The sequence below is a fragment of the Streptomyces sp. NPDC127197 genome, from assembly GCF_042672405.1.
Classification (GTDB): domain Bacteria; phylum Actinomycetota; class Actinomycetes; order Streptomycetales; family Streptomycetaceae; genus Streptomyces; species Streptomyces flavusporus.
In genome coordinates, this window is record NZ_JBHXVG010000001.1 from 527,828 (window position 1) to 554,609 (window position 26,782).

Genomic DNA, 26,782 nt, shown 5'->3' on the forward strand with positions numbered 1-26,782 from the left:
AACCGAAACCATGGCGGTTTCCGTAACCCTTCCGGCGCTCGGCGAGAGCGTCACCGAGGGCACTGTCACCCGCTGGCTGAAGGCCGAGGGTGAGCGCGTCGAGGCCGACGAGCCGCTGCTCGAGGTCTCCACCGACAAGGTCGACACCGAGATCCCGGCCCCGGCCGCCGGTGTCCTGGCCTCCATCAAGGTCGCCGAGGACGAGACCGTCGAGGTCGGCGCCGAGCTGGCCGTGATCGACGACGGCACGGGCGCGCCTGCTGCCGCCCCGGCCCCGGCCGTCGAGGAGGTGCCCGCTCCGCCGACTCCCGAGCCGACCCCGGCTCCGGTCGCCGAGGCCCCGGCCGCCCCGGCTCCCGCTCCGGCTGCCGCCCCCGCGGCTCCGGCCGGTGGCGCCGCCGAGGGCACGGACGTCGTCCTGCCCGCGCTCGGCGAGTCCGTCACCGAGGGCACCGTCACCCGCTGGCTGAAGTCGGTCGGCGACAGTGTCGAGGCCGACGAGCCGCTGCTCGAGGTCTCCACCGACAAGGTCGACACCGAGATCCCGGCGCCCACCTCGGGTGTGCTGCTGGAGATCACGGTCGGCGAGGACGAGACCGCCGAGGTCGGCGCCAAGCTGGCCGTCATCGGCGCTCCCGGTGCGGCTCCGGCCGCTGCCCCGGCCCCGGCCGCCCCGGCTCCGGCTGCTGCTCCGGCCCCGGCCGCCCCCGCCGCACCGGCTCCGGCACCCGCCGCGCCCGCCGCTGCCGCCCCGGCTCCGGCTCCGGCTCCGGCCCCGGCCCCGGCCCAGCCTGCGGCTCCGGCGCCCGCGCCGGCCGCTCCGGCTCCGGCCCCCGCCGCCGCTCAGCCGACCGACGAGGGCGCCTACGTCACCCCGCTGGTGCGCAAGCTCGCCGCCGAGAACGGCGTCGACCTGTCCACCGTCAAGGGCACCGGCGTCGGCGGCCGGATCCGCAAGCAGGACGTCCTGGCCGCCGCCGAGGCCGCGAAGGCCGCCGCCGCTGCCCCGGCTCCGGCTGCTGCCGCTGCTCCGGCCGCCAAGAAGGCGCCGGTCCTGGAGGTCTCCCCCCTCCGTGGCCAGACCGTCAAGATGCCGCGCATCCGCAAGGTCATCGGCGACAACATGGTCAAGGCGCTGCACGAGCAGGCCCAGCTGTCCTCGGTCGTCGAGGTCGACGTGACCCGCCTGATGCGGCTGCGCGCCCAGGCCAAGGACTCGTTCGCGGCGCGCGAGGGCGTCAAGCTCTCCCCGATGCCGTTCTTCGTCAAGGCCGCCGCGCAGGCGCTGAAGGCCCACCCGGTCATCAACGCCAAGATCAACGAGGCCGAGGGGACCATCACCTACTTCGACACCGAGAACATCGGTATCGCGGTGGACTCCGAGAAGGGCCTGATGACCCCGGTCATCAAGAACGCCGGTGACCTCAACATCGCCGGTATCGCCAAGGCCACGGCCGACCTGGCGGGCAAGGTCCGCGGCAACAAGATCACGCCGGACGAGCTCGCGGGCGCGACCTTCACCATCTCCAACACCGGTTCGCGCGGTGCGCTGTTCGACACGATCATCGTTCCGCCGGGTCAGGTCGCGATCCTCGGCATCGGTGCCACGGTCAAGCGCCCGGCCGTCATCGAGACCGAGGAGGGCACGGTCATCGGCGTCCGGGACATGACGTACCTGACGCTCTCCTACGACCACCGCCTGGTGGACGGCGCCGACGCGGCCCGTTACCTGACGGCGGTCAAGGCGATCCTGGAGGCGGGCGAGTTCGAGGTCGAGCTCGGCCTCTGATTTCTGCGACAGGACCTGACAGGTCGTACGGCGCCCCCGCCCGGAGCTCTCCGGGCGGGGGCGTCCCGCGTTGCCGGGGCGTGTAAGTCTCGTCTCACCTGCGCGAAAGCGCCCCCGCGCGCCCCTCCGGGACGGTCCGGCGGCCTTATTGTCTAAACGTCAAACGCCCCGGGGTCTGGATTGCCCCTCCCTAAGGAGCCCTCATGACCGCGCCCGTCGTCCACTCGCTGCGCGAACAGATCCGCGAGCACATCCTCGAGGGGATCATCAGCGGACGCTGGCAGCCGGGCGAGCGGATCGTGGAGCGGCGCATCGCCACCGAACTGGAGGTCAGCCAGACGCCGGTGCGGGAGGCGCTGCGCGAGCTGGAGTCGCTACGGCTGATCGAGTCGGCGCCGAACAAGGGCGTACGGGTGCGGAATCTGACGGCGGCCGACCTGGAGGAGAGCTACCCGGTCCGGGCCGGCCTGGAGGCGATCGCGGCGGAGCTGGCGGCGGAGCGGCTGTCCCAGGACTGTTCGGCCCTGCAGCCGCATGTCGCCGCCCTGTACGAGGCCGACCGCAAGTCCGACGGCACGGCCCAGGTGCGGCACACGGTCGCCTTCCACCGCGAGCTGGTCCGGGCGGCCGGCAACTCGGTGCTGCTGCACACCTGGGAGGGCCTCGGCATCGAGGTCTTCACGACGCTTTCCATCCGCTGGCTGGGCACGGTCCAGCAGTCCTACGCCGAGGAGCACGAGGAGTTGGTCGAGGCGTTCCGGCGGCGCGATCCGGACATCGGCCGCCTGGTGAAGGAGCACGTGCTGGGCTGCGCGCCGCGCGCCGCCGACGATCACGCCTGATTTCGGGATTCGCTCGTGCCGTAGGGGGCACTCGGCCACGCGGCCCATCAGGCGCGCCTGTCCCGGGCGAGGCTGCTGGGACCTGCACATACTGAGGGGAGCCGTGTCGTCCTCCGAGGCGGCGACCCCGTCCCCTCGTCGGCCGATGGTGGAGGCCGCGCGTGATCTGGCCACAGCTGTCCTCCGTGCTCACCAGGTCCGTGCTGCCCGCGTCCGTGGTGCCCTCGACGACGGCCGCCGTCGCCTCGACGGTCCGGGCCGTCGCGCAGGGGCTGACCGGCGTACCGGCGGCGCTGCCGGGGGTCGGGCCGATGCTGCGGCCCCGCGGGCCCCGGCTCTGGTGGACCCCTGGAGGCGTGCAGATCGAGGTTCGGCGCCTGGGACGGCCCGGGACGGCATCCGCGGCGCGTGAGCTGGAGGCCGCGCTGCGCCGGGTGACGGGGGTGAGCCGGGCCGAGGTGAACGGCACGCTGGGCTGCGTGTACGTGGGCTGCGGGCCGGAGACCGATCCGGAGACCCTGGTCGACGTCGTCGCCGCCGCGGACGCGGCCGCCGAGGAGGAGGCGCTCCGTGCCGGGGGCGTGGATGCGGGGCGGCCGCCGGTGGGCTACCCCGGGGCGGCGGGGGCACGGATCGGCGCGGCCGTACGGCTCGGAGCGGGCCTGGTGGCGGTGGGCGTGGCGTCGGTGGGGAACGCCGTCGGGCTGCGGGGCCTGCCGCCGGTGGTGATCTCGGCGCTCCAGCTCGTGGAGTCGATGCCGCCGCTGCGTGAGGGCCTCGCCCGCCGGATCGGCGAGCCGGCCGCGGAGCGGGGCTTCGCCGCGGCGAACCTGGTGGTGACGACGCTGACGTACCGGCCGCTGGGCGCGCTGGTGGCCGCCGTACTGGCCGCTGCCCGATACACGGAGGTGCAGGCCCGCCGCGCGGCGTGGGGGAACTGGGCGCGCAGGCTGGCCGTGCACGAGGGCACGTACCGCCACGACGCCGTCCCGGGCTACGAGCGGCCCGCACCGCTGCCCCCGGGCCCGGGCGAGCGGTACGCGAACGTGGCGGCGCCGGCCTCCCTCGCGGCGTACGGGCTCACCGCGCTCGGCAGGCTCGGCCACGACCACGCGCTGGCGCTGCTGATCGCGGGGACGCCGAGGGGCCCGCGGTTCGGCCGGGAGGCGTTCGCGTCCTCGGTGGGCCGGGCCGTCTCCGACCGCGGGGCCCTGGTGCTGCGGCCGGAGACGCTGCGCCGGCTGGACCGCATCGACACGGTGGTCCTCGACGCCCGGGTACTGGCCGACGGCGCCTGGACGGTGGAGAACGTCCTGCGCCTACCGCCCTCCGGGCCGGCCGACGGTGGTCCCCTCGCTGCCCTGCCGGTCGGCCCGGAGCCGGTCCGCTCCGAGGCCGACGGCCCGAACGGCGGACCGGAGACCGGCGGACCCGAGGGTCCCGAGGGCGAGGGCCCGGGGGACGACGAGATCCACGCGCGTATCCACGAGCTGATCGCGCCGGACGGGCCGCCGCCCAGGTGGCGGGCCCGGCACGGCGGAGTGCCGCTGCCTGCGCGGCGGCAGGGCGGCTGGGAGCTGCGGCCGTTCACGGGAGAGGCGCGCGGCGCCGGCGTACCCGCGGCGACGGCCGCACAGGCCCGGCAGTGGGCCGAGGAGGGTGCGCAGGTGATGCTCGTGCTGCGGGCGGGCACGCCGGTGGCCGTGGCCGCCCTGGTGCCCCAACTGCACCCGCTCGCCCACCACTTGGTGCGCGCGGCGCGGGAGTGCGGCCAGGTGCGGCTGGTGGGCGGCCCGCCCGGTCTGCACCGCCGGTTCGGGCTCGCGGAGGCCGCGCCCACCGGGCATCGGCGTACGGCCGCCCTGGTGCGCTCACTCCAGGCCGACGGGCACGGTGTCGCGGTGGTCTCCGCACGGACCCGGCGCGCGCTCGTCCGCGCGGACCTGGGCATCGGGGTGATCACCGTCACCCGGCATGTGCCGTGGGACGCCGATGTCGCCGCCCCGCCCGATGTCGTCCACCTGCTGCTGACGGCCCTGCCGGAGGCCCGGCGGATCAGCCGGCTGTGCACCCGGCTGGAGGCCGCCGGCGCCGTGCTGGGCTCGGGCCTCGCCCTCCTGGTGCCCCGCCCGCGGGCCTGGGTGCGGGCCCGCCTGGTGACCGACGGGGTGACCATCGCCGGGATCGCGGCGGGCTTCTGGGCGGGCTGGCAGCTGCACGGCCGGCCCGCCCCGGCCGCCGCCGAGCGCACGCCCTGGCATGCCATGACGGTGCGTCAGGTGATGGCCCGTCTGGGCACCTCGTCCCGCGGGCTGGACGAGGCCGAGGCCGCCCGGCGCAGGCAGTTCGAGGGCCATGACCGGCACGACGGCGCCGTCACCCTGATCGGCCGGGTCGCGGAGGAACTGGCCAATCCGCTCACGCCAGTTCTGGCGATCGGCGGCGGCATCTCGGCGGCGCTCGGCTCCGTGCTCGACGCCGTACTCATCGGCGGGGTGCTCGGCGTGGACGCACTGGTCGGCGGGGTGCAGCGGCAGCAGGCCGACGAGGCGGCGGAACGGCTGGTCGAGGCGACCTCGGCGCGGGTGCGGGTGCGGCGGCCCGGCCGGGCCGAGGCGGTGGAGGCGGCCGGTGAGCATCTGGTGCGCGGCGACGTGATCGAGCTGCGGGCCGGGGACGCGGTTCCGGCGGACTGCCGGGTGGTGCGGGCGCAGGGTCTGGAGGTGGACGAGTCCAGTCTCACCGGTGAGTCGCTGCCGGTCGTGAAGAGCGCCGCGCCGACCGCGGCCCGGACGGTCGCGGACCGGACGTCGATGCTCTACCAGGGGACGACGGTGGCGGCCGGCCAGGCCCTCGCCGTGGTCGTCGCCACCGGGGCGGCCACCGAGGCGGGCAGTGCGGCGGAGGCGGGCCCCGAGGGCGGGCCGCCGGAGAGCGGTGTGGAGCGGCGGCTGAAGGCGCTGGGCCGGTGGTTCCTGCCGCTGTCCATCGCCGCCGGGGTCGTCCTGTTCGCCGTCGACCTGCTGCGCAGGCGACCCGCGGGCGCCGCCCTGGGCTCCGCGGTCAGCCTGTGTGTCGCGGCCGTACCGGAGGGGCTGCCCTTCGTCGCCACGGTCGCGGAGCTGGCCGCGGCGCGCCGGCTGTCCACCCGCGACACCCTTGTCCGCAGCGCCTCCACCATCGAGGCGCTGGGCCGCACCGACGTCCTGTGCTTCGACAAGACCGGCACGCTCACCGAGGGACGGATCAGTCTTCAGCAGGTCTCCGACGCCCTGGAACGCCGTCCGCCCGACCGGCTCACCCCGGCGCTGCGCCGGATCGTCGCCACGGCGGCCCTGGCGGGTCCGCGGGGCCCGGCCGCGACGCTCGCCCACCCCACCGACCGTGCCATTGCGGCGGGGGCCGAGCTGCTCGGTGCCTCCCCGGAGCGGGCCGCCGGGCTCGGCTCGGATGCCTGGGAGCAGCTGGCGGAGCTGCCGTTCGAGCCGGGGCGCGGCTTCCACGCCGTGCTGGGGCGGACCGACTCCGAGGCACGGCTCGCCGTCAAGGGCGCACCCGAGGTGGTACTGGCCCGCTGTGACCGTATCCGCCGGGGTACCGCCGAGCCGTATGCCACCGAGCCGTTCGGGGACCTGCTGCGGGAGGAGATCGAGGCGGAGATCGACCGGCTGGCCCGGCGCGGCCTGCGGGTCCTCGCGGTCGCCGAGCACGTCCTGCCGGCGGGCGCGCCGCAGGAAGGTCCCGCCGAGCTCGGCGACGAGGACGTCGACGGGCTGTGTCTGCTGGGCCTGCTGGGCCTGGCGGATCCGGTGCGGGCCACGGCCGCGGAGAGCGTGGACCGGCTGTCCCGGGCCGGGGTGCGCATCGTCATGCTCACCGGGGACCATCCCAGCACCGCCGCCGCGATCGCCCGGGAGCTGCGGCCCGAGGAGGAGCCCCGGCTGATGACCGGGGCGGAGCTGGACGCCCTGGACGACGACGCGCTCGCCCGGACGCTGCCGGACATCACGGTGTTCGCCCGGGTCACCCCGGCCCACAAGGTCCGTATCGTCACCGCGCTGCGCTCGGCCGGCCGGATCGTCGCCGTCACCGGCGACGGCGCCAACGACGCGCCCGCCATCCGGATCGCCGACGTCGGTATCGCCCTCGGCTCGCGGGCCACCCCGGCCGCCCGCGCCGCCGCCGATGTCGTCGTCACCGACGACCGCATCGAGACGATCGTCGACGCCTTCGTCGAGGGCCGGGCCATGTGGGCCTCGGTGCGCAAGGCGCTCGGCATCCTGCTCGGCGGCAACCTGGGCGAGATCGTCTTCACCCTGGCGACCACGCTGCTCACCGGGCGCAGCGCGCTGAACGCACGCCAGCTCCTCCTGGTGAACCTGCTCACCGACATGCTGCCCGCGATGGCGATCGCCGCCCGGCCGCCCGCCGACCACGCCGGCCGGCTGCTCGCGGAGGGGCCGGAGGCCTCGCTCGGCAGGGCGCTGACCCGCCACATCCGGCTGCGCGCCGTCCTCACCACGGCGGCGGCCACCGTCGCCTGGGTGCTCGCCCGGGCGACCGGCACCCGGGGGCACGCCGACACGGTCGCCCTGGTCGCCCTGGTGACGTCCCAGTTGCTCCAGACGCTGGCGGACGCGGGCCGCGATCCGGTGGTCGCAGCGGCCGTGGCGGGGTCCCTGGCGGTGCTGGGTGTGGTGGTGAGCGTGCCCGGGCTCAGCCACTTCTTCGGCAGCCGGCCGCTGGGCCCCGTGGGCTGGACGATCGCGCTGGCGTCGGCGGCGGGGTCGGTTGTCGTGCCGGCCGCGGCGCAGGGCATCGCCGGGATGCAAGGCAGATTTCACCTGAAGGACACCATCGCGCAGCCTCGCGGATGACATCGGCCCGGACAAAGGAGCCGTACCCCGCACACTGCACACGAAAGGCGGCTCACCATGCCGCACATCCTCACCACCATCGTCACCCAGGTGGCCGTCGCCCTGATCGAGGCCGCCCTGGTGCGCCTGTTCATGCAGCTCTGGAAGTCGTTCGGTGCCACGGCACGTCCTGCGGCCGCCTACGCCTGACCGGAGCACGAAGTTCCTCGCCGGATGCCCCTGAACGCACTGGCCGTTCAGGGGACCAGCCCAAGTTAGCCGCCCGCACCTCATCTGAGCAGGAAAAACCGGCACCGCGTGCCTGCCGCAAAGGCACCGCGTGCCGACTTTCTCGCGATCAAGAGGTTTTCGCCCTCAACCCTTTGATCGATCATCGATCAGGGAGTTACAGTCGCCGACGGGCCACGCGGCGGAAGCCGCATGGTGTTACAGCACCAGAGCCTCACGCCCTGTCCTGCCAAAGACCAAGGGCAACCGAACCCTTAACCGATGAGGGAAACCCCCTCGGCTTCCCCTTCGACTGAGGAAGGCGGCGACATGACCGACCCCAACGCCATCCAGCCGAGCGAGCTCGACCAGCTCCCGGACCGCGACCCGGAGGAGACCGCCGAATGGCAGGCCTCCCTGGACGCCGTCGCGAAGGCGGCCGGGCCGCACCGTGCCGCGTACCTGATGCGCCGCACGCTGGAGCGTGCCGAGGGCGCCGGCATCGCGCTGCCCAAGCTGCTCGAGACCGACTACGTCAACACCATCCCCACCGCCGCCGAGCCGTCCGTGCCCGGTGACGAGGAGATGGAGGCCCGGATCACCGCCTGGAACCGCTGGAACGCGGCCGCCATGGTGACCCGCGGCTCGAAATACGGCGTCGGCGGCCACATCGCCACCTTCGCCTCCGCGGCCTGGCTGTACGAGACCGGCTTCAACCACTTCTTCAAGGGCAAGGAGGCCGACGGGTCCGGCGACCAGCTCTACATCCAGGGCCACGCCTCCCCCGGCATCTACGCCCGCGCCTTCCTCGACGGCCGGCTGAACGAGCACCACCTCGACAACTTCCGCCGCGAGTCCGGCGGCAACGGCCTCCCGTCGTACCCGCACCCGCGCCGCCTGCCCTGGCTGTGGGAGTTCCCGACGGTGTCGATGGGCCTCGGCCCGCTCTCCGCGATCTACCAGGCGCGGTTCAACCGCTACCTCACCAACCGCGGCATCAAGGACGTCTCCGCCTCCCACGTCTGGGCCTTCCTGGGCGACGGCGAGATGGACGAGCCGGAGTCGACGGCGGCCCTCGCGCTGGCCGCCCGTGAGGAGCTGGACAACCTCACCTTCGTCATCAACTGCAACCTGCAGCGCCTGGACGGCCCGGTCCGCGCCAACTTCAAGATCGTGCAGGAGCTGGAGGCCCAGTTCCGCGGCGCCGGCTGGAACGTCGTCAAGACGCTGTGGGGCTCCGCCTGGGACGAGCTGTTCCAGCTCGACACCACGGGCGCGCTCGTACGCCGACTGCGCCAGGTACCCGACGCCCAGGTGCAGACGTACCAGACGCGCGACGCCGCCTACATCCGCCAGGACTTCTTCGGCGCCGACCCGGCGCTGGCAGAGATGGCGAAGCTGATCGGCGACGACAAGATCCTCGACTGCTTCCACTTCTCCCGTGGTGGTCACGAGCCGCGCAAGGTGTACGCCGCGTACAAGGCCGCCGTCGAGCACAAGGGCGCCCCGACCGTGATCCTGGCCCAGACGGTCAAGGGCCACACCCTCGGTCAGGGCTTCGCGTCGAAGAACGCCAACCACCAGATGAAGAAGCTGTCGGTGGACGAGTTCAAGGCGATGCGGGACCTGCTGGGTCTGCCCATCGCCGACAGCGCGTTCGTCGACGGTGTCGTGCCCTACGCCCACCCCGGCGCCGACTCCCCCGAGGTGCGCTACCTCCAGGAGCGCCGTGCCGCCCTCGGCGGTCCGGCCCCGGCGCGTCGCGTCCACCCGGTCGCGCCGCTGCCCGCGCCCGCCGAGAAGGCCTTCGCCTCCTTCGACAAGGGCTCCGGCTCGCAGAACGTGGCGACCACGATGGCCTTCGTCCGCCTGATCAAGGACCTGGTCCGCGACAAGGAGACGGGCAAGCGCTGGGTGCCGATCGTCCCCGACGAGGCGCGCACCTTCGGCATGGAGAGCCTCTTCCCGTCCCTCGGGATCTACTCCCCCAAGGGCCAGACGTACGAGCCGGTCGACCGCGACCAGCTGATGTACTACAAGGAAGCCAAGAACGGCCAGATCCTCAACGAGGGGATCACCGAGGCCGGTTCGATGGCCGACTTCATCGCCGCGTCCACGTCGTACGCGACGCACGGCGAGGCGATGATCCCGTTCTACATCTTCTACTCGATGTTCGGCTGGCAGCGCACGGCCGACCAGATGTGGCAGCTCGGCGACCAGCTCGGCCGCGGCTTCCTCGTCGGCGCCACGGCCGGTCGTACGACACTGACCGGTGAAGGCCTGCAGCACGCCGACGGCCACTCCCCCGTCATCGCCGCGACCAACCCGGCCGCGCTGACGTACGACCCGGCGTTCGCCTACGAGATCGCGACGATCGTGAAGGACGGTCTGCGCCGCATGTACGGCGAGGCCGCGCCCGGCGAGGACCCGGACGTCTTCTACTACCTGACCGTCTACAACGAGCCGCTGCCGCAGCCCGCGAAGCCGTCGGGCCTCGGCATCGACGAGGGCATCGTCAAGGGCCTGTACCGCTTCAACACGGCGGAGTCGGCGGAGCTGTCCCCGGCGGTGAACGCCCCGCGGATCCAGCTGCTGGGCTCCGGCACGGCGATCCACTGGGTGCTCAAGGCGCAGCAGCTGCTCGCCGAGGAGTGGGGCGTGGCCGCCGACGTGTGGTCCGCGACCTCGTGGAGCGAGCTGCGCCGGGACGCGCTGGAGGCCGACGAGGCGCTGCTGCGCGGCGAGGAGCGGGTGCCGTACGTCCGTCAGGCGCTGCAGGGCGCCGAAGGGCCGGTGCTGGCGGTGTCCGACTACATGCGCCAGGTCCCGGACCAGATCGCGCAGTGGGTCGAGCAGGACTACTCCTCGCTGGGCGCCGACGGCTTCGGTCTGTCGGACACCCGTGAGGCCGCCCGCCGCCACTTCGGCGTCGACGCCGAGTCGATCGTCGTGGCCGCGCTGGCCCAGCTCGCGAAGCGGGGCGAGGTCAAGGCGACGGCCGTGAAGGAGGCGCGCGAGCGCTACGGCCTGTAAACAGGGCAGCACTGTGAAGGGGACCGGCACCATCTGCGTGCCGGTCCCCTTCTGCACGCCATGATGAACCCATGCGCGCTGCCCGGCTGATCAAGATGGTGCTGCTGCTCCAGTCCCGGCCCTCCATGACCGCCGCCGAACTCGCCCGCGAGCTGGAGGTGTCCGAGCGGACCGTCACCCGGGACGCACAGGCGCTCTCGGAGGCGGGCGTTCCGGTGTACGCCGACCGGGGGCGGGCCGGCGGGTACCGGCTGATCGGCGGGTACCGGACACGGCTGACGGGACTGCACCGCAGCGAGGCCGAGGCGCTGTTCCTGTCGGGCGTGCCCGGCCCGTTGCGGGAGATGGGGCTTCAGGACGCGGCCTCCGCGGCCCGGCTGAAGGTGTCGGCGGCACTGTTGCCGTCCCTGCGTGACGCCTCCCGTACGGCCGCCCAGCGGTTCCATCTGGACGCGCCGAACTGGTTCAAGGAGCCCGAGACACCCGAGCTGCTGCCGGTCGTCGCGGACGCCGTGTGGGACGACCGGCGGATCACCGCCCGCTACCGCAGGGGTGAGGGCGAGGTGAAACGCGAGCTGGAGCCGTACGGGCTCGTCCTCAAGGCGGGTGTCTGGTACCTGTGCGCGCAGGTGGCGTCCAACGGGTCCCACCGGACGTACCGGGTGTACCGGATCGACCGGTTCACAGCCGTCGAGGCCGGGGCGGAGCGTTTCACCCGTGACGAGGAGTTCGACCTGCCCGGCTTCTGGGAGGAGCGGGCCGAGCAGTTCGCGCGGTCCATCCTGCGGGCCGAGGTCGTGGTGCGGCTGTCCGCGGAGGGCATGCGCCGGCTGCCGTGGGCGGTCGATCCGCTCTCCGCGCGGGAGGCGCTTGAGGACGGGGGCGCTCCGGACGCCGACGGGTGGGTGACGCTGACCCTCCCCGTGGAGTCCGAGGAGGTCGCCCACACGCAGCTCACGGCGCTCGGGCCGGAGGTCGAGGTGCTGGCTCCCGAAGGGCTGCGGGAGCAGTTCGCGCAGGACGCCGCCCGGCTCGCGGAGCTCTACCGCCGATAACAATCCGCCGCACTCCACGTGCGTCCCATCGGTCCAGGCCCGATGCTGGACCCGTGATGGACGAGACGGAGTTCTGGGAGCTCGTGGACACCACCCGCGAGGCCGCCGAGGGCGACCCCGAGGAACAGGCCGACCTGCTCGTCGACCGGCTCGCGCAGATGGACCCCGAGTCGGTGCTCGACTTCGCCCGTCACTTCGAGGCCCGCTACAACCGCTCCTACCGCTGGGACCTGTGGGGCGCCGCCTGGGTGCTGCTCGACGGGGCCAGCGACGACGCCTTCGACTTCTTCCGGTGCTGGCTGATCGGCCAGGGCCGCAAGGTGTTCGAGGGCGCCCTGCACGACCCGGACTCGCTCGCCGACCTGCTGGACGACTTCGACGAGGAGATCGACGGCGACGGCGAGGAGCTCGGCTACGCGGCCGACGAGGCCTACGAGCAGCTCACCGGCACCGTCGCCCCCGATCTCGGCGTCCCGCCCGCCGCCGCGGAACCGGAGGGCACGCCGATCGACCTCGAGAACGACCGGGTGCTGGCCGAGCGGTATCCGCGCCTGTGGGACCGCTTCAAGGAGTGACGCCCGCTCAGGCGGCCCTGCACCGGTTCCCTGTGGGCCTCATGTCCTGCCCTGGAGCCGGGCGGCGCGTTCCCTGATCTCCGGCAGCCGCGCGGTCAGGGCCGCGCCCGGGCAGCTGGTCTGGAAGCCGTCGGTGTGGCCGGCCAGCGCCGGCAGTCTGGCGGAAGTACCGGCGGTGAAGCGGCTCTTGCTGTTGCTGGAGACCAGGCGGACCCGGGTCCGCGGGTCGGTGTCCGACAGGCCCAGCTTCCAGGCGGCCAGCGCCGCTATTGCGTCGGTCATCGCCTTCGGCGTCTCGACACCCGCGGTGAAGGTGCCGATGGCGGCGATGCCGGCGGTGCGGTGGTTGAAGCCCTGGGTGTGGGCGCCGGTGACGGGGCGGTCGACGCCGCCCGCACGGCCCTCGTAGATCGTGCCGCAGCGGTCGACGAGGAAGTTGTAGCCGATGTCGTCCCAATGGCGGATGCCCGTCTGGCCCGTGTACAGGTGGCGGATGATGCGGGGGGCGTCGGCGCACTTGTAGCCGTTGGGCGAGTCGGTGTGGTGCACGAACACGGCGACGACCTTGTCGTCGTAGCGCGGCGGTGGCTGCCGGGCGGGGAGCCCGCCCTGCTTCAGCCATACCGACCTCGGAACGACCCGCGGCTTGGGCGCGGTGTACGGGGCGGCGTGGCGGGCCGCGAGCGAACGGTCGGCCCGGGCGGCCGTCCCGGAGCTGTCCACGCCGTGCGCGCACAGCGCCAGAACGGCCACCGCGGTGAGCCCGGGCAGGCAGCCCAGCAGCCCCACCGCGGTGCCGGGTCCGCGCACGGCATGTCGTCGAGCACCTCGCCCTCGCCAAGGGCCATGGGGGAACACGCACATGACCCCACTGTCGGTCGGATGCGGTCCGCCCGCGATGTGTGGTGTGCCACCCGGTGGAACCATCGTCCGGGTCCGCGGCGTTTTCCGAGGTACATGCATGCGTGGCCGGTTCCCGACCGACACGCGCGCGTGGCTGATCACTGGGCCCTTCTCGCGCGTACTAAGGCATGCCGGGCGCGTGCCGACGCGACGGGTCCTAGAGAAAGGCGGCTCCGTGGACCTGCTCGACATCCTGCTGGTGCTGGTGATCCTGGTCTACGCCGGTTCCGGGTACCGGCGCGGACTGGTGGCCGGCTGTGTCTCGCTCGCCGGGTTCGTGGGCGGTGCGGTCATCGGCGTGTGGATCCTGCCGTGGGTGATGGACCTGGTGACGCCGGGGACGACGGCGGCGACGGTGACCGCGGTGCTCACGGTGCTGGTTCCGGCGGCGGTGGGTCATGAGCTGGCCGGGCGGCTGGCGCTCAGGCTGCGCCGCGAGCTGGACCGGGGGCCGCTCAGGATGGCCGACGGGATCGGCGGGGCCGCGGCCAACTCGGTGGCCGTGCTGATCGTGGCCTGGGTGGCGGCGAGTGTGCTGGCCGCGTCCTCGTCGCCGCTGCTGACCTCGGCGATACGGGACTCGCGGCTGCTCGGGGCGGTGCAGAACGCGATGCCGGAGACCACGCCCGCCTGGTTCTCGCAGGCCACGTCGGCGCTCACCGAGGCGGGCTTCCCGCAGGTCTTCAACCCCTTCGAGAACGAGTCGACCGCCGAGGTGGCCAAGCCCTCCGGGGACAGCGTCACGGCGCGCGCCACGAACGCCGCCAAGCTGAGCACGGTGAAGGTGGAGGGCGTGGCGGGCGGCCAGGGCCGCGAGGGCAGCGGGTTCGTGTACGCCGCGGAGCATGTGATGACCAACGCCCATGTGGTGGCGGGCATCGACGCCCCCACCGTACGGGTCGGCGGGATCGGGCAGGCGTACGAGGCGCGGGTGGTGCTCTTCGCCCCCGACCGGGACGTGGCGGTGCTCCACGTGCCCGGTCTGCGCGCCCCCGTCCTGGACTTCGTCGACGACGCCGAGCGCGGCGAGGCGGCCGTGGTGGCCGGCTATCCGCAGGACGGCGGCCTGGACCTGCAGGCGGCCACGGTGGCGAACCGGGTGCGGGCGACCGGCCAGAACATCTACAACGACGAGAGCGTCACCCGCGAGATCTACTCGATCCGCTCCACGGTCCGCCCCGGCAACTCCGGCGGCCCGCTGCTGACCACCGACGGCCGGGTGTACGGCGTGGTCTTCGCGCGTTCCACCTCCGACGCGGAAACCGGTTACGTCCTGACGGCCGACGAGGTCGCCGGCGACGCCGCGCGGGCGGCGGACGCGACGACACCGGTGGACACGGGCGAGCTGGTCACGTCGTAGGCGCTGCCTGTGCGAGCTACAGCGAACGCCCCATCAGGACGTCGTCGACGTACGCGCCGTCGATGAAGAACTCCTCGGGCAGGACCCCCTCCACCACGAAGCCCTCGGACTCGTACAGCTTGCGGGCCGGGGTGTTGTGGCCGAGGACGCGCAGGGTGATGCGGCGGGCTCCCTGGCGCCGTGCCTCGTCCTGCGCGGCACGCAGCAGCGCACGGGCGACCCCGGCGCCGCGCGCCTCCTCGGCGACGGCCAGGCCCTGGATCTGGCGGACGTGGGCGTTGCACTCCAGCGGTGTGGGAAAGCCCAGCCGGACGTAGCCGACCACCGCGTCGCCGCGTCCGGCGAGCTCGGCGACGAGATGGTCCAGCGGCCCGAACCGGTCGTTGAAGAAGGGCTCGTACGGCGGCCGGGGGCGGGGCTGGACGGCGTGCAGCGGAGACCAGGTGGCGCGGTCGAGCCGGGCCAGCGCCTCCTCGTCCTCGTACAGGGCATGACGTATGTGTATCTGCGGGTCCGGCATGACGGTCAGCGTACGTCGCACGGGCGAGGCGCCCTCGGGGATTTCGGCGGCCCCGGCGGCATGATGGCCGTATGGAACGTTCCCGAATCGCGGTGGCCGGTGCGTCCGGTCTGATCGGCAGTGCCCTGGTGCGGTCCCTGACCGCGGACGGGCACGAGGTGGTGCGGCTGGTGCGCCGGGCGGCCCGGACCGCGGACGAGGTCTGCTGGGATCCCGAGGGCGGATATGTGGACGCGGCCGGGCTCGCGGGGTGCGACGCCGTGGTGAACCTGGCGGGCGCCGGGATCGGCGACCGCCGGTGGACCGAGGCGTACAAGGCGCGGATCCGGGACAGCCGGGTGCTCGGCACGCGGGCGCTGGCCGAGGCCGTCGCCGCACTGCCGGCGCAGGAGCAGCCGAAGGTGTTCGTCAACGGCAGCGCGATCGGCTACTACGGGGAGACCGGGGAGCGGCCGGTCGACGAGAGCGCGCCTGCAGGGGCCGGATTCCTGCCCGAGCTGTGCGTTCAGTGGGAGGCGGCCGCGGCGCCCGCGCAGGAGGCGGGCGTGCGCACGGTGTTCACGCGGACCGGGCTGGTGGTGGCCCGCGGGGGCGGCGCCTGGGGGCGGCTGTTCCCGCTCTTCCGGGCCGGACTGGGCGGGCGGCTGGGCGACGGGCGGCAGTACTGGTCGTTCATCGCGCTGCACGACGAGGTCGCCGCGATCCGGCATCTCCTCGACCGCGACGACCTGTCGGGACCGTTCAACCTGACGGCTCCGCAGCCGCTGACGAACCGTGAGATCACCGCGGCGATGGGCCGGGTGCTGCACCGGCCGACGCTCTTCGCGGTGCCCGCGCCGGTGCTGCGGGTCGTGCTGGGCGAGATGGCCGGGGACGTGCTGGGCAGTCAACGGGTGCTGCCGATGCGGCTGTTGGAGTCCGGGTTCTCGTTCGCGTTCCCCGGGATCGAGGAGACGATCCGGGCCGCGAAGTGACGGTTGGGTCCGACCGTATGCGACCGCTGTGCGACCGTGCTCTGTCCATGCGCGACTGCCGACGGCCGATCACCGCCCTAACCTCGACCCGAACTCGGGTATCCCCGGCGCCGGTTGGGGGCATGAGGTCTCCACCGGCTGCGCAACCTCGAGGAGGGGCACGTGCTAGAGCCCGCATTTCAGGCGGACGTCGTCGTCGTGGGAGCCGGGGTCGCCGGACTCTCGGCTGCACATCGGCTGACCCGTGCAGGAGTCACCACCACGGTTCTGGAGGCCGCCCCTTGTGCGGGCGGCCGTATGGCGACCGAGAAGGTCGACGGTTTCCGGCTCGACCGCATCGGACAGCTCCTGTTCACGTCGTATCCCGAACTGCGCCTGGCGCCGGGGCTCGACGCGCTCGCCCTGCGGCTGTTCGCCCCGGGCGTCCTGCTGCACAGCGACGGCCGTCGGCAGCGCGCGGGCGCTCCGGCGGGCGGAGGGAGCGCAAGGGGCGCATTGCACGCCGTGCGCGCCCTGGCGAGCGCCCCCAGGGTGGCGCCGCCGGCCCGGGGCCGGGTGGCCGTCCCCCGGCCCGGGTCGGGGTCGCCCAGGGGCCTGGCGGCCGTTCCCCGGCAGGCCGCCGTGCCGCGGGGGCGGGCGGGTGCCCCGCTGGGCGGCGCCGTCGACCAGGCGCGGCTCGGGGCCGCGCTCGCCCGGATCGGGAGCATGCCCGTCGAACGGCTGCTGGCCCGCCCGGAGTTGCCCGCCGGACAGGCCCTCGCGGAGCGCGGGCTGCCCGCCCGCACGATCGACGGCTTTGTGCGCCCGCTGCTCGCCGCCCTGCTGTGCGACCCGGACCTGACCACCTCCAGCCGGTGCGCAGACCTCGCGCTGCGGGCGTTCGCCGGGGGGCGCATGGGACTTCCGGAGGGCGGAGCCGAGGCGCTGCCGGAGCTGCTCGCGCGGACGCTGCCGCCGGGCACGGTGCGCACCGGCGTGCAGGTCACCTCGGTCGCCACGACGTCGGTGACCACGGCCGAGCACGGCGAGTTCCGCTGCCGGGCCGTCCTGCTGGCCACGGACGCGCGCACCGCCGCCGAACTGCTGCCCGGCCTGCGGGTGCCGGACTTCCATCCGGTGACGGTGGTGCACCACACGACCGACGATCCGCCGCAGACCGGGGCGTCGCTGCTGCTCGACGCCGACCGGGGCGGGCCGGTGGCGCACACGGCGGTGGTCAGCGCCGTGGACCCGACCCGGGCGCCGCAGGGCCGGGCGCTGATCTCTTCGACGGTGCTCGGCGTCCCGCCGACCGACGTCGACACGGCCGTACGGATGCACCTGGCACGCCTCTACGGCACCTCCACGGCACGCTGGGAGACCCTTGCCGTGCACCACACCGCCGAGGCCGTGCCCGCGATGCGGCCGCCGCACGATCTGCGGCGGCCGGTGCGGCTGATGGCGGGCCTGTACGTGTGCGGCGACCACCGGGACACCAGCAGCGTCCAGGGTGCGCTGCACTCCGGGCGACGGGCGTCGGCGGCGATTCTGGCGGACCTGGGGGCGGGGTCGATGCACGGAGCGGAGCCGACGCCGACGCCTCGGGCGGCGTGAGCCCCGGTCCACGGTAGTGACCGCGCCCCGGCGGCTCAGCTCAGGGCCGCCACCTTGTCCCGGTACGTCCGTACCGGTGCCGCGTCCTTGTACGGCTCCAGCCGTCGCTCGAAGTCCCTGACGTACTCCACCGCCCGCACCGAGCGCATCTCCGCGGCCTGGCCCGCCGCCTCGGCGGCCAGCGCGCAGGCCTGGTCGAGTTCGCCGAGGCCGAGGCGGGCGGTGGCGAGGACGACCCGGCAGAAGAGGCGGCTGCGGGCGAAGCCGGGGGCTCGCAGCTGCAGGGAGCGCTCGGCGTGCTGCGCGGCGGCGCGGAACTGCTGCAGGTCCCGGTGGCAGTGCCCGAACTCGTCGGCGAGCTGGGCCTCGTCGAAGAACCGCGCCCAGTGCGGCACCTCGTCCCCGGTCCGGGCGGCCTCCAGGGTGCGCTCGGCCCGGACGAGCGCGGCGGTACAGGCCCGGACCTCCCCCAGCACCCCGTGCCCGCGCGCCTCGGCGGCGTGCAGCAGAGCCTGGACGACGGGCGGGGCGGAACTGCCCACCCCCTGCTGCGCCACGCGTGCCAGCTGCACCGCCTCGCGCCCGTGGCCGAGGTACACGGCCTGCCGGCTCATGGTGGCCAGGACGTAACTGCCGTACGCCCGGTCCCCGGCCGCCTGCGCGAGCCGCAGCGCCTGCACGAAGTAGCGCTGGGCGAGGCCGTGCGCGGCGATGTCGTACGACGTCCAGCCGGCGAGCCGGGTGAGGTCGGCGGCGGCGGCGAACAGACGGCGGCCGGTCTGCTCGCCGTAGGTGCCGCGCAGCATCGGCTCGCACTCGTGCTCCAGGTAGCGCACGAGGGCCTGGCGGGCGTGGCCGCCGCCGTAGGCGTTGTCGAGGGTGCGGAACAGCTCGCCCACCGAGCGCAGCGCGGCGATGTCACCGGCGGTGACCCGATGGCCGGAGGCGCGTTCGGACCGGCCGCGCTGCCGGGGCACCGCAGGGCGGCCCTGCGGGGGCACCCGGGTGAGCAGCTCGCCGCGGGCCACCTTCTCGTCGGCCCGCCCGATCAGCCAGTCCCGGCTGGGCACGACGAGCCCGGCCGCGGTGAACGCGATCTTGCGCAGCTCGGCATGGCTGCCGGAGTCCTTGCGCCACAGTCCGCTGACGATGTCGACGGCCTCCTCGGGCCCGGCCGCGAACTCCAGGCCGGCGTAGACCGGGGCGCAGGCGTCCAGGCCCAGGTCCTGTGCGGTGAGCCGACGCCCGAGCCGCCGCGTGAACACCTCGGCGATGAGGGCCGGGGTGGCCCCTCTGGGCTGCTGTCCGCGCAGCCAGCGGGTGACGGAGGTCTTGTCGTATCTCAGGTCGAGGCCGTGTTCGAGGCCGAGCTGGTCCACACGACGGGCCAGACCTGCGTTGGAGAATCCCGCTTCTGCGATGAGCGCGGCGAGCTGGCGGTTGGGAGTGCGCTGCGCGGGTCGTTCCGTCATCTGCGGTGCGGTCTCCTGCCTTTCGGGCCTCGCAGAGGCCCTGCGGTGCCCGGATTGCCTGTGAGCAGCCCTTATGGCCTCGTGAACGGCGCGAATGTAGCGGAGAGTGAGCAGTCGATCGCACACTTCGACATTCATTCATCCGATCGTGTGAGGATTGCCCCCGGGACTGACGCGCTCGGAGCAGTCGTACAGTGGCGTAGGCGCGTTTCATGCCTTACGACCTTCTAGGGAGGCGCTTGCCGTGAGTGAGTTGCGGTTCGTCCGGATGGGATTCGGTGCGGACGCCGTCGAGTACCAGGAGGCGTGGGACGAACAGCGCCGGGTGCACGCGGCACGGTTCGCCGACGAGATCCCCGACACCGTGCTGCTGCTGGAGCACCCGCCGGTCTACACCGCGGGCCGGCGCACGGCGGACAACGAGCGCCCCCTGGACGGCACTCCGGTCATCGACGTGGACCGCGGCGGCAAGATCACCTGGCACGGCCCGGGCCAGCTGGTGGGCTACCCGATCCAGAAGCTGCCGCGCCCGGTGGACGTGGTGGCCCACGTACGGCGCCTGGAAGAGGCGCTGATCCGCACCTGCACGGAGTTCGGCCTGGAGACCACCCGGGTCGAGGGCCGCAGCGGGGTGTGGGTGCTCGGCGACCCGGTGGAGCAGCGCCCGGCCCTCGGCGGGCTCTCCCTCGACTTCGACCCGCGCCTGCAGGACGAGGAGTTCGACCCCCGCCTGAACGGCCCGGAGTACGCCCCCTCCAACGCGGGCCAGCGCCGCGAGGACCGCAAGATCGCGGCGATCGGCATCCGCGTCGCCAAGGGCGTCACGATGCACGGCTTCGCACTGAACGTGAACCCGGACAACAAGTGGTTCGACAAGATCATCCCGTGCGGCATCCGGGACGCGGGCGTCGCCTCCCTCGCGAACGAACTGGGCCGCGACGTGACGATCGAGGAGGTGCTGCCGGTGGTGGAACGGCACCTGAGGGACGTACTGGAAAACGCGGACCTGAAGCCGCGCGAGATCGAACGAGCATCGGCATAGCAGCCGAGGGAGCTGCGGGCAGTCGTGCCTCCCCCAGTGCCTTAAGGGCCTGGGGGGACCCCAGGGCGGCACGGGTGGGCGCAGCGGCACCCCGCAAGCGCGGGCGAGCTTTGGGGAATGCGACCCAGGCCCCCGCAGGTTGCCCACCACGCAGGGCCGAAAACTGCACGGGCGTACCCTGGTGTACGCCGAAGAATCGAAGCTACAGGGAGCCGACGTGTCCGCAGTCGCACCCGACGGACGCAAGATGCTGCGCCTGGAGGTCCGCAACAGCCAGACCCCCATCGAGCGCAAGCCCGAGTGGATCAAGACCCGGGCGAAAATGGGTCCCGAGTACACGAAGATGCAGAACCTCGTGAAGAGCGAGGGCCTGCACACGGTCTGCCAGGAAGCCGGCTGCCCGAACATCTACGAGTGCTGGGAGGACCGCGAGGCGACCTTCCTCATCGGCGGCGACCAGTGCACCCGGCGCTGCGACTTCTGCCAGATCGACACCGGCAAGCCCGAGGCCCTCGACCGCGACGAGCCCCGCCGGGTCGGCGAGTCCGTGGTCACCATGGACCTGAACTACGCCACCATCACCGGCGTCGCCCGCGACGACCTGGCGGACGGCGGCGCCTGGCTGTACGCCGAGACCGTGCGCCAGATCCACCAGCAGACCGCGCACCGCGAGGCCGGCCGGACCAAGGTCGAGCTGCTCGCCCCCGACTTCAACGCGGTCCCGGAGCAGCTCGAGGAGGTCTTCTCCTCACGCCCCGAGGTCTTCGCGCACAACGTGGAGACGGTGCCCCGGATCTTCAAGCGGATCCGCCCCGGCTTCCGCTACGACCGCTCCCTGAAGGTCATCACTGCGGCCCGCGACTACGGCCTGGTCACCAAGTCCAACCTGATCCTCGGCATGGGCGAGACCCGCGAGGAGGTCAGCGACGCGCTGCAGCAGCTGCACGACGCCGGCTGCGAGCTGGTCACCATCACGCAGTACCTGCGCCCGTCCGTGCGCCACCACCCCGTGGAGCGCTGGGTCAAGCCGCAGGAGTTCGTGGAGCTGAAGGAGGAGGCCGAGCAGATCGGCTTCTCCGGTGTCATGTCCGGCCCGCTGGTCCGCTCCTCGTACCGCGCCGGTCGCCTCTACCAGATGGCGATCGAGAAGCGCGGCACGTACATCGCCGCCCAGGCCGTCTGATCCACCGTCACACCGGCGCTGCCCGCGGGCGTTACGACAATCGTGTGAATTCGCGCACAAGCAGCTACCCATGAGTAGTGGCCGATTCGACGCGGCCCTGACCGTCCTCGCAGATAGGGGCGTACGTCAGGGCCGCGTCAGCGTTTTCGACCCCCGTATCAAGGCTTCATTCGTGTTTGACCGGTCGGTCACGCCCTGGTAACACCAATCAGTGACCCTGGACTCACGCCACGTAAACCCGGCCCCGAAGCCGTACCGAGGGGGGACCTTCACCATGCAGGCCGCGCCCGTTCGCGCCACAGCGATCCCGTCCTTCACCACCGCCCTGCGCGCCGTCGAGTCGCTGCTGATGAGCAGCGGCCAGCGCACCGCCCGCCGCAACGCCTGGACCTCCGTTCTGGAGGACCGCCGCCGGGCCAAGGACCGGGTCGAGGCGCAGCGGGTGGTGGAGCAGGTCCTCGCCGGCCGTTCCTGAACCCGTACTGCCCGTACTGCCGTCGAAGGCACTCCGGGAGCCACGTAGACTCGTGGCATGGCGAGGAAGGAAACTGCAGCGGACGCTGCGAACCCCGGGCGACTGAAGCAGATCGCCCTGACCTACAAGATGACCCGCAGGGCCGACAAGACGATCGGTCTTGTACTCGCAGCAGTAGGAATCGTCACCTTCGGTGTCTTCCTCGCGATCGGTTTCCTGATCGGTCACCCCATCTATCTCGGCATCCTGGGCCTCCTGCTCGCCTTCCTCGCGACGGCGATCGTCTTCGGACGCCGGGCCGAGCGGGCCGCCTTCGGGCAGATGGAGGGCCAGCCGGGCGCCGCCGCGGCCGTGCTGGACAACATCGGCAGGGGGTGGACGACGACCCCCGCAGTGGCGATGAACCGCAGCCAGGACGTGGTGCACCGGGCCGTCGGCAAGGCCGGCATCGTGCTGGTCGCCGAGGGCAACCCGAACCGGGTGAAGAGCCTGCTGGCCGCCGAGAAGAAGAAGATGAACCGGGTCGTCGCGGACGTGCCGGTGCACGACCTGATCGTCGGCACGGGCGAGGGCACGGTCGAGCTGAAGAAGCTGCGCACGACCATGATGAAGCTGCCGCGCGTGCTGACCGGGCCGCAGGTCACCGCGACCAACGACCGGCTGCGGGCGATGGGCGACCTGATGAGCAACATGCCGCTGCCGAAGGGTCCGATGCCCAAGGGCATGCGGATGCCGAGGGGCGGCGGGCCGAAGGCGCGGTAAGGCCGTCGGCTCACGTCATGAATGGGCCGGGCCCCGGAACCTTCGCGGTTCCGGGGCCCGGCCCATGAATGTGTGGGGGTCTGAATATCTGGGAGGTCAGATCCTGACCTCGACCGTGCGCGCCAGCCGGTCGTGCAGGCCGCGGCCGTCGCGGTCCCAGATCAGCGCGGGGAGGGCCACGCACAGCAGGGCCGTGCGCAGCAGGGCGCGACCGGGGTGGACGGTGCCCGTGTCGAGGGCGACGACGCGCAGGCCGAAGAGGCGCTTGCCGGGTGTGGAGCCGACCGTGCCGACGGTCAGGACGCCCAGGACGAAGAAGATCAGCAGGGCCCAGTTGCCGGTGGCCTGCTCGTAGCCGTCCGTGATCAAGCTGTATGCGATCAAGAGGCACAGGGCCCAGTCGACGGCCAGTGCGCCGAGCCGCCGGCCGGGGCGGGCGATCGAGCCCGGCCCGTCCTCCGGCAGTCCGAGCTGCTCGCCCCGGTAACCGAAGTCGGCACCCGCGTCCTCCATGGCCGCACGCGGGCCGGAGAGCCATGATCCGATTGCTTGCCTCTTGTCCACCCGACCACGGTACTGCGCCCGGATTTGACCGGGGTACGGCGGGGTCGTTCCGCGCTACCGTGGAACGGAACCGGTTAACTTCTGCGAAACAAATGGGTCACGCCCGAGAAATGACACGTCCCTAGGGTCGAGGTCAGCGTGTGCCACCGCACTGGCCGCACGAACGAACTACCACCCCGGCGGGACGGTCGGGAGTAGGAGGAGCTGGATGTTCCAGAACGCCGACGAGGCCAAGAAGTTCATCGCGGACGAGGACGTCAAGTTCATCGACGTCCGTTTCTGCGACCTGCCGGGCGTCATGCAGCACTTCACGGTGCCCGTCGAGGCGTTCGACCCGGACGACGAGCTCGCCTTCGACGGATCCTCGATCCGCGGCTTCCAGGCCATTCACGAGTCCGACATGGCGCTGCGCGCCGACCTCTCGACCGCCCGCGTCGACCCGTTCCGCCGCGACAAGACGCTCAACATCAACTTCTTCATCCACGACCCGATCACCGGCGAGCAGTACAGCCGTGACCCGCGCAACGTGGCGAAGAAGGCCGAGGCGTACCTGGCCTCCACCGGGATCGCCGACACCGCGTACTTCGGCCCGGAGGCGGAGTTCTACGTCTTCGACAGCGTGCGCTTCAAGACGTCCGAGAACGAGTCCTTCTACCACATCGACTCCGAGGCGGGCGCCTGGAACACCGGTGCGCTGGAGGACAACCGCGGCTACAAGGTCCGCTACAAGGGCGGTTACTTCCCGGTCCCGCCGGTCGACCACTTCGCCGACCTGCGCGCCGAGATCTCCCTGGAGCTGAACCGCGCCGGCCTGCAGGTCGAGCGCCAGCACCACGAGGTGGGCACCGCCGGCCAGGCCGAGATCAACTACAAGTTCAACACGCTGCTCGCCGCCGCCGACGACCTCCAGCTCTTCAAGTACATCGTGAAGAACGTCGCCTGGCGCAACGGCAAGACCGCGACCTTCATGCCGAAGCCGATCTTCGGCGACAACGGCTCGGGCATGCACGTCCACCAGTCGCTGTGGAGCAACGGCGACCCGCTGTTCTACGACGAGCAGGGCTACGCCGGCCTGTCGGACACCGCCCGCTACTACATCGGCGGCATCCTCAAGCACGCCCCGTCGCTGCTCGCCTTCACCAACCCGACGGTGAACTCCTACCACCGTCTGGTGCCGGGCTTCGAGGCGCCGGTGAACCTGGTGTACTCGCAGCGCAACCGCTCCGCCGCGATGCGTATCCCGATCACCGGCTCCAACCCGAAGGCCAAGCGCGTCGAGTTCCGCGCGCCCGACTCCTCCGGCAACCCGTACCTGGCGTTCTCCGCGCTGCTCCTCGCGGGCCTGGACGGCATCAAGAACAAGATCGAGCCGGCCGAGCCGATCGACAAGGACCTGTACGAGCTGGCTCCCGAGGAGCACGCGGGCGTTCCGCAGGTCCCGACCTCGCTCCCGGCCGTCCTCGACTCCCTCGAGGCCGACCACGAGTTCCTCCTCCAGGGCGACGTCTTCACCGCCGACCTGATCGAGACGTGGATCGACTTCAAGCGCACGAACGAGATCGCTCCGCTGCAGCTGCGTCCGCACCCGCACGAGTTCGAGCTGTACTTCGACGTCTGAGAAAGCCGACGCTTTCGACGTCCGAGATGCGGTGAGGGCCGCCACCTGAAGTACTTCAGGTGGCGGCCCTCGGCCGTGTGCATTCGGTCCGGCGGAATCCCTACCGCCCTCAGCCCACCACGATCACCACGGGGCCGCCGCCGAAGCGGTCGAAGCGGTCGAAGTGGTCGAAGCCGTTGAAGAACCCGAACCGGTGGTCGAACCGGTCGCCGAAGCGATGACAGTCGCCCCACCAGTCACAGTCGTCGCCCCAGTTCGTGGGAACGGTGGCCGTGGTGGCCGGGGTGGCCGCCGAGGCCGTACCTGCTGTGCCGATCGCGGCGCCACCAGCCATCAGTACGCCGATGGCGGACAGCGCGAGGAGACGCCTAGCACGTGGTGCGTTCATGGAGATACCTTCCTTCCATCCCATCGTGCGGTCATTGCACGAGCCGGACGGATGGCCGCGGCCGCAGCGGTAGAAGTACGGCGCGGTCGTCGGTGTTGCCGCCTGAGTGCGAGGAGTACGTTTTCAGCCGCCGGCGTCTCCACGGGAATCCCGCCGACGGAAGGCAATCCCAGGTGCGGCCTTCCCCTAAAGGCTAGTCTTCCCTCGATCACTCAGCATCTTGAATGACAAGAGGCATGGAGCGAAGAGGTATGGAGCGGGGGATGTCGGAAAAGGATCACTGGGAGCACGAGTTCGACCACAAGTGGGCGAACGACGCCGAGCACAAGGAACCCTCCGCCCGGGCCCGGATGCTCGCCGCCCGCTGGAAGCACAATCCGCCGGAGCCGGTGCCCTTCCGGGGCGACCCCGACCCGGTGCGGCCCCGCCGGTCCGGGTGGATATCGACGGCCGTGGTCCTGGGGTGCGTCGTCGCGGTGATCGTTCTGCTGGGATACATCAACTTCCGCGCGCCGTACTAGGGCCGGTCCGGAAGCCTTTGCCGGTCCCAGGGCTGATCGCGACCGCTTCATGGGGTGGGGCGGGTGCACACTGGGCAGTGGGACGAGTGCCTGAACGCAGGGTGGTGTTCCATGCACAGCCGCTTCCGGAGCGACCCGCGGTTGACCGTGCGGATGACGGTCACGCTGTTTCTGCTCGGCTTGTTGTACGTGGCGTTCGTCGCCGCGTTGATCGCACTGCTGAAGTCCTGGGTGCTGGTCGTGGTGGTCGCGGCGGCGCTGCTGGGTGCGCAGTACTGGTTCTCCGACCGGATCGCGCTGTACGCGATGCGTGGCCGGATCGTGGAGCGGGACGAGTATCCCGAGCTGCACGGCGTGGTCGACCGGCTGTGCGCGGTCGCCGACATGCCCAAGCCGGTGGTCGCCGTGTCCGACATGGATATGCCGAACGCGTTCGCGACCGGGCGCAACGCCGATCATGCGGTGGTCTGTGTGACCAGCGGGCTGCTGCGGCGGCTGGAGCCGGCCGAGCTGGAGGGCGTGCTCGCGCACGAGCTCTCGCACGTGGCGCACAAGGACGTCGCGGTGATCACGGTCGCGTCGTTCCTGGGCGTGATCGCGGGGTTGATCGTGCGGTTCGCCTTCTACTCGCAGGTGTTCGGAGGGCGCCGGGACCAGAACACGGCGGTGGTCTTCATGACGGTGATGGCCGTCTCCGCGGCCGTGTACGCGATCAGCTTCCTGCTGATCCGGGCCCTGTCCCGGTACCGGGAGCTGGCCGCGGACCGGGCCGCGGCGCTGCTGACCGGACGGCCCTCGGCGCTGGCGTCCGCGCTCACCAAGGTGTCCGGCGACATCGCCAGGATCCCGACGAAGGACCTGCGGACGGCGCAGGCCTTCAACGCCTTCTACTTCACGCCGGCCCTGGGCGCCGGGCCCAGCATCGGACGGCTGTTCTCCACCCACCCCACCCTGGAGCAGCGGCTGGAACAACTGGGGCGGATCTCCGGGGAGTTGGGTGAGGCGGCGGCGCCCGGGAAGGGCGGCTGA

22 protein-coding genes are annotated in these 26,782 nt (G+C 72.3%); 17 read left to right on the forward strand and 5 right to left on the reverse strand.

Features of this window, described 5'->3' with window-relative positions; genetic code table 11:
* Positions 1-10 precede the first annotated feature (10 nt).
* The 7 genes from sucB to ACFVJQ_RS02535 all read left to right on the forward strand — a co-directional run bounded on the left by sucB (position 11) and on the right by ACFVJQ_RS02535 (position 12,378).
* Complete coding sequence (sucB, locus tag ACFVJQ_RS02505; protein WP_385780337.1) at positions 11-1,789, forward strand: 2-oxoglutarate dehydrogenase, E2 component, dihydrolipoamide succinyltransferase; 1,779 nt, start codon at positions 11-13, stop codon at positions 1,787-1,789.
* A gap of 203 nt (positions 1,790-1,992) precedes the next feature.
* The gene (locus tag ACFVJQ_RS02510; protein ID WP_224739404.1) at positions 1,993-2,631 is read left to right on the forward strand and encodes a GntR family transcriptional regulator; all 639 of its coding nucleotides are present in this window, start codon (positions 1,993-1,995) and stop codon (positions 2,629-2,631) included.
* Between the two features lie 161 nt (positions 2,632-2,792).
* Positions 2,793-7,508, forward strand: coding sequence for an HAD-IC family P-type ATPase (locus ACFVJQ_RS02515; protein ID WP_385780340.1), 4,716 nt, complete (start codon positions 2,793-2,795; stop codon positions 7,506-7,508).
* A gap of 57 nt (positions 7,509-7,565) precedes the next feature.
* Positions 7,566-7,697, forward strand: a complete 132-nt coding sequence (locus tag ACFVJQ_RS02520) for a hypothetical protein (protein ID WP_263579104.1) — start codon at positions 7,566-7,568, stop codon at positions 7,695-7,697.
* A gap of 348 nt (positions 7,698-8,045) precedes the next feature.
* A complete protein-coding gene (gene aceE, locus ACFVJQ_RS02525; RefSeq protein ID WP_385780343.1) occupies positions 8,046-10,748 on the forward strand; it encodes a pyruvate dehydrogenase (acetyl-transferring), homodimeric type in 2,703 nt (900 codons plus the stop codon).
* A 71-nt stretch (positions 10,749-10,819) separates the two neighbouring features.
* Complete coding sequence (locus tag ACFVJQ_RS02530; protein WP_385780346.1) at positions 10,820-11,803, forward strand: helix-turn-helix transcriptional regulator; 984 nt, start codon at positions 10,820-10,822, stop codon at positions 11,801-11,803.
* 56 nt (positions 11,804-11,859) lie between these two features.
* Positions 11,860-12,378: a DUF4240 domain-containing protein gene (locus tag ACFVJQ_RS02535; protein WP_385780397.1), complete on the forward strand. Its 519-nt coding sequence runs from the start codon at positions 11,860-11,862 to the stop codon at positions 12,376-12,378.
* A gap of 39 nt (positions 12,379-12,417) precedes the next feature.
* Here ACFVJQ_RS02535 and ACFVJQ_RS02540 read toward each other — a convergent pair whose 3' ends face one another.
* Positions 12,418-13,341 carry a peptidoglycan recognition protein gene (locus tag ACFVJQ_RS02540; protein ID WP_385511784.1) on the reverse strand — a complete coding sequence of 308 codons (924 nt, stop codon included), beginning with the start codon at positions 13,339-13,341 and terminating at the stop codon, positions 12,418-12,420.
* A gap of 115 nt (positions 13,342-13,456) precedes the next feature.
* Between ACFVJQ_RS02540 and ACFVJQ_RS02545 the strand changes: the two genes are divergently transcribed.
* On the forward strand, positions 13,457-14,641 hold the full coding sequence (locus ACFVJQ_RS02545) for a MarP family serine protease (protein ID WP_385511786.1): 1,185 nt from the start codon (positions 13,457-13,459) through the stop codon (positions 14,639-14,641).
* Between the two features lie 16 nt (positions 14,642-14,657).
* On the opposite strand, the gene ACFVJQ_RS02550 is transcribed toward ACFVJQ_RS02545, so the two are convergent.
* Entirely contained in the window at positions 14,658-15,161 is a 504-nt protein-coding gene (locus ACFVJQ_RS02550; RefSeq protein WP_385511788.1) for a GNAT family N-acetyltransferase, read from the reverse strand.
* Positions 15,162-15,232: 71 nt separating this feature from the next.
* Here ACFVJQ_RS02550 and ACFVJQ_RS02555 point away from each other — a divergent pair, with 71 nt between their 5' ends.
* Both ACFVJQ_RS02555 and ACFVJQ_RS02560 read left to right on the forward strand, forming a co-directional pair.
* Positions 15,233-16,135 (forward strand): TIGR01777 family oxidoreductase, encoded by a 903-nt coding sequence (locus tag ACFVJQ_RS02555; RefSeq protein WP_385511790.1) that lies wholly within the window; start codon positions 15,233-15,235, stop codon positions 16,133-16,135.
* Positions 16,136-16,297: 162 nt separating this feature from the next.
* Positions 16,298-17,728, forward strand: coding sequence for an NAD(P)/FAD-dependent oxidoreductase (locus ACFVJQ_RS02560; protein WP_385780352.1), 1,431 nt, complete (start codon positions 16,298-16,300; stop codon positions 17,726-17,728).
* A gap of 35 nt (positions 17,729-17,763) precedes the next feature.
* Here the strand turns inward: ACFVJQ_RS02560 and ACFVJQ_RS02565 are convergent, their stop codons facing one another.
* Positions 17,764-19,200 carry a regulator gene (locus tag ACFVJQ_RS02565; RefSeq protein ID WP_385511793.1) on the reverse strand — a complete coding sequence of 479 codons (1,437 nt, stop codon included), beginning with the start codon at positions 19,198-19,200 and terminating at the stop codon, positions 17,764-17,766.
* 244 nt (positions 19,201-19,444) lie between these two features.
* On the opposite strand from ACFVJQ_RS02565, the gene lipB reads away from it, so the two are divergent.
* The 4 genes from lipB (at position 19,445) to ACFVJQ_RS02585 (ending at position 22,662) form a co-directional block, all read left to right on the forward strand.
* Positions 19,445-20,242 (forward strand): lipoyl(octanoyl) transferase LipB, encoded by a 798-nt coding sequence (gene lipB, locus ACFVJQ_RS02570; protein WP_129802985.1) that lies wholly within the window; start codon positions 19,445-19,447, stop codon positions 20,240-20,242.
* A gap of 217 nt (positions 20,243-20,459) precedes the next feature.
* Entirely contained in the window at positions 20,460-21,425 is a 966-nt protein-coding gene (lipA, locus tag ACFVJQ_RS02575; protein WP_385780355.1) for a lipoyl synthase, read from the forward strand.
* Positions 21,426-21,699: 274 nt separating this feature from the next.
* The gene (locus ACFVJQ_RS02580; RefSeq protein WP_224733085.1) at positions 21,700-21,900 is read left to right on the forward strand and encodes a hypothetical protein; all 201 of its coding nucleotides are present in this window, start codon (positions 21,700-21,702) and stop codon (positions 21,898-21,900) included.
* Positions 21,901-21,957: 57 nt separating this feature from the next.
* Positions 21,958-22,662, forward strand: coding sequence for a DUF4191 domain-containing protein (locus ACFVJQ_RS02585; protein ID WP_385780358.1), 705 nt, complete (start codon positions 21,958-21,960; stop codon positions 22,660-22,662).
* Positions 22,663-22,758: 96 nt separating this feature from the next.
* On the opposite strand, the gene ACFVJQ_RS02590 is transcribed toward ACFVJQ_RS02585, so the two are convergent.
* Positions 22,759-23,226 (reverse strand): RDD family protein, encoded by a 468-nt coding sequence (locus ACFVJQ_RS02590; RefSeq protein ID WP_385511798.1) that lies wholly within the window; start codon positions 23,224-23,226, stop codon positions 22,759-22,761.
* Positions 23,227-23,434: 208 nt separating this feature from the next.
* On the opposite strand from ACFVJQ_RS02590, the gene glnA reads away from it, so the two are divergent.
* Positions 23,435-24,844: a type I glutamate--ammonia ligase gene (gene glnA, locus ACFVJQ_RS02595; RefSeq protein WP_385511800.1), complete on the forward strand. Its 1,410-nt coding sequence runs from the start codon at positions 23,435-23,437 to the stop codon at positions 24,842-24,844.
* A gap of 109 nt (positions 24,845-24,953) precedes the next feature.
* Here the strand turns inward: glnA and ACFVJQ_RS02600 are convergent, their stop codons facing one another.
* Positions 24,954-25,232, reverse strand: coding sequence for a hypothetical protein (locus tag ACFVJQ_RS02600; protein WP_385780362.1), 279 nt, complete (start codon positions 25,230-25,232; stop codon positions 24,954-24,956).
* 263 nt (positions 25,233-25,495) lie between these two features.
* Between ACFVJQ_RS02600 and ACFVJQ_RS02605 the strand changes: the two genes are divergently transcribed.
* Complete coding sequence (locus ACFVJQ_RS02605; protein ID WP_129800720.1) at positions 25,496-25,753, forward strand: hypothetical protein; 258 nt, start codon at positions 25,496-25,498, stop codon at positions 25,751-25,753.
* 111 nt (positions 25,754-25,864) lie between these two features.
* Positions 25,865-26,782, forward strand: a complete 918-nt coding sequence (gene htpX / locus ACFVJQ_RS02610) for a zinc metalloprotease HtpX (protein WP_385511803.1) — start codon at positions 25,865-25,867, stop codon at positions 26,780-26,782.

Coding starts and splice junctions, on each gene's coding strand:
- ACFVJQ_RS02565 (WP_385511793.1), bottom strand. CDS start 19,200: ATGACGGAACGACCCGCGCAGCGCACTCCCAACCGCCAGCTCGCCGCG.
- ACFVJQ_RS02540 (WP_385511784.1), bottom strand. CDS start 13,341: ATGCATGTACCTCGGAAAACGCCGCGGACCCGGACGATGGTTCCACCG.
- ACFVJQ_RS02600 (WP_385780362.1), bottom strand. CDS start 25,232: ATGAACGCACCACGTGCTAGGCGTCTCCTCGCGCTGTCCGCCATCGGC.
- ACFVJQ_RS02550 (WP_385511788.1), bottom strand. CDS start 15,161: ATGCCGGACCCGCAGATACACATACGTCATGCCCTGTACGAGGACGAG.
- sucB (WP_385780337.1), top strand. CDS start 11: ATGGCGGTTTCCGTAACCCTTCCGGCGCTCGGCGAGAGCGTCACCGAG.
- ACFVJQ_RS02555 (WP_385511790.1), top strand. CDS start 15,233: ATGGAACGTTCCCGAATCGCGGTGGCCGGTGCGTCCGGTCTGATCGGC.
- ACFVJQ_RS02535 (WP_385780397.1), top strand. CDS start 11,860: ATGGACGAGACGGAGTTCTGGGAGCTCGTGGACACCACCCGCGAGGCC.
- ACFVJQ_RS02520 (WP_263579104.1), top strand. CDS start 7,566: ATGCCGCACATCCTCACCACCATCGTCACCCAGGTGGCCGTCGCCCTG.
- aceE (WP_385780343.1), top strand. CDS start 8,046: ATGACCGACCCCAACGCCATCCAGCCGAGCGAGCTCGACCAGCTCCCG.
- ACFVJQ_RS02605 (WP_129800720.1), top strand. CDS start 25,496: ATGTCGGAAAAGGATCACTGGGAGCACGAGTTCGACCACAAGTGGGCG.
- ACFVJQ_RS02585 (WP_385780358.1), top strand. CDS start 21,958: ATGGCGAGGAAGGAAACTGCAGCGGACGCTGCGAACCCCGGGCGACTG.
- htpX (WP_385511803.1), top strand. CDS start 25,865: ATGCACAGCCGCTTCCGGAGCGACCCGCGGTTGACCGTGCGGATGACG.
- glnA (WP_385511800.1), top strand. CDS start 23,435: ATGTTCCAGAACGCCGACGAGGCCAAGAAGTTCATCGCGGACGAGGAC.
- ACFVJQ_RS02580 (WP_224733085.1), top strand. CDS start 21,700: ATGCAGGCCGCGCCCGTTCGCGCCACAGCGATCCCGTCCTTCACCACC.
- ACFVJQ_RS02510 (WP_224739404.1), top strand. CDS start 1,993: ATGACCGCGCCCGTCGTCCACTCGCTGCGCGAACAGATCCGCGAGCAC.
- ACFVJQ_RS02530 (WP_385780346.1), top strand. CDS start 10,820: ATGCGCGCTGCCCGGCTGATCAAGATGGTGCTGCTGCTCCAGTCCCGG.